The sequence below is a fragment of the Phyllobacterium calauticae genome, assembly GCF_019991125.1.
In the GTDB taxonomy this organism is placed as follows: Bacteria; Pseudomonadota; Alphaproteobacteria; order Rhizobiales; family Rhizobiaceae; genus Phyllobacterium; species Phyllobacterium calauticae.
Genome location: NZ_JAGENB010000024.1, coordinates 1 through 1,626, shown reverse-complemented (window position 1 = coordinate 1,626; position 1,626 = coordinate 1). Strand labels below are relative to the sequence as shown.

Here is a 1,626-nt window from a genome sequence, read left to right as displayed (position 1 = left end):
CACGGCATGGCGCCGGCAACGCTGCGCCGGCATTTGAGCGCGCTGGTGGAAACCGGCCTGATTTTCCGCAAGGACAGCCCCAATGGCAAGCGCTATGCACGCAAAGCCAGAACAGCGGGGGCGGGGGAGGGCGGCGAGGCCTTTGGCTTTTCGCTGGCACCATTGGTGGTGCGGGCGCAGGAGTTCGACACCATGGCGCAGACGGTGCGGGCCGAACGGCTGCAGCTGAAGCTGATGAAGGAGAAGGTGACGCTCTTGCGCCGCGACATCGTCAAGCTGATCGAACTGGGCTTTGAGGAAATGCCTGACATCGACTGGAACGGCCACTACACGGTGTTTCGCGGTGTGATCGATGATATTCCCCGCCAGGCGACGATCCGCGATCTGGAGCCGATTGTCGACGGTCTGGAATGCATCCAGCTGGAGATCTCCAAGTTGTTGCAGGATAAGCTGAATTTAACACAAACAAGCGCCAAAGAGTCTCATTCTGAGCGCCACAAACAAAATTCAAATACCCAATCCACTTCTGATCTTGAACCTGGCTTCAGAAAAGACCAAGGCCAAGCCGACACGCACAACCACAACGGGGATCTGCCGAGCGAACCGCAGCAAGAGCAGGGGCAAGACCAGGCAGCGGAAAACCCGGGCCCGGGCAGGGGGATGACGGAGGCCGCCGGGCTGCCGGCAGATATGTCCGGCCGCAGCATCGATCTTTCCGGGCTGGGCGTGGATGCCTTCGAGGCAAAGCCGGTTCCGCTCGGACTGGTGCGCCAGGCCTGTCCGGATATCGCGGCCTATGCCAGGAACGGCCTTGCCAGCTGGTCCGAACTGATGGGCGCGGCCGTTGTCGTGCGCTCCATGCTCGGCGTCAGCCCGTCCGCCTATGAGGAGGCCTGTGCGGTGCTCGGCCAGGAAAACGCCGCCATTGCCGTGGCCTGCATCCTGCAAAGGGCCGATCAGATCAATTCGGCCGGCGGGTATCTGCGCTCCCTCACCGACAAGGCGGCCAAGGGCGAATTCTCCGTCTGGCCAATGCTGCTCGCCCAGCTCAGGGCCAATGGCACCCATGTCAGGCTGGTCAAGGAACAGATGGAATGAGACGTATGCGGACCGTGCAAGCCGTTGGAACGGGGGTTTGCCTGCGCCAGTCAGCCCGGGACCGCGTCCGCAGCCACGGCAAGCTGATAGCGGTTGCTGCCGGCAAAGCGGCCGCCTTCATCCCACGGGCCGCTGCCGCTCAGATATTCCGCCAGCGCCAGCGCCTGGAGGCTGAGCATGCGGCCGCAGCCCAAGGCAACGGCAGTCTCGGCGCCGTCCTGCCAAGCGGCAATCCGCGCATCTCCTGTTGCCGGGGCCAGGGCATCGCCAGCCCCGCCCAGTTCCAGCATGCGCTGCAGGATCTCGACTTGGGCCTGCGTGTTCATGATGATCTGCACCATCGCCATCGTCTCCATTGCACACCCCTCAGCCCTGCTATTGCCGTCCACCTTTACAGGACTTTTAGAGCGTCAAGGTTGCACGGGCGTGATCGCATCCGGCAAACCGCGCCGTTTCGCTGGCGAAACCACCGGGAAAAACCCCAGCAAATCCAATATGTACAAACTCGAAAGACGCAAGAAAACGAAC

Annotated in this window: 2 protein-coding genes; one reads left to right on the top strand and one right to left on the bottom strand. The window is 62.3% G+C overall.

Translation table 11 applies throughout. The annotated features are described in order from the left end of the window. A partial coding sequence (gene repC, locus J1W56_RS25750) for a plasmid replication protein RepC (protein WP_223616134.1) occupies positions 1-1,098 on the top strand: 1,098 nt, incomplete at its 5' end. A gap of 50 nt (positions 1,099-1,148) precedes the next feature. On the opposite strand, the gene J1W56_RS25745 is transcribed toward repC, so the two are convergent. Then, on the bottom strand, positions 1,149-1,454 hold the full coding sequence (locus J1W56_RS25745) for a hypothetical protein (protein ID WP_223616133.1): 306 nt from the start codon (positions 1,452-1,454) through the stop codon (positions 1,149-1,151). Positions 1,455-1,626: the final 172 nt, after the last annotated feature.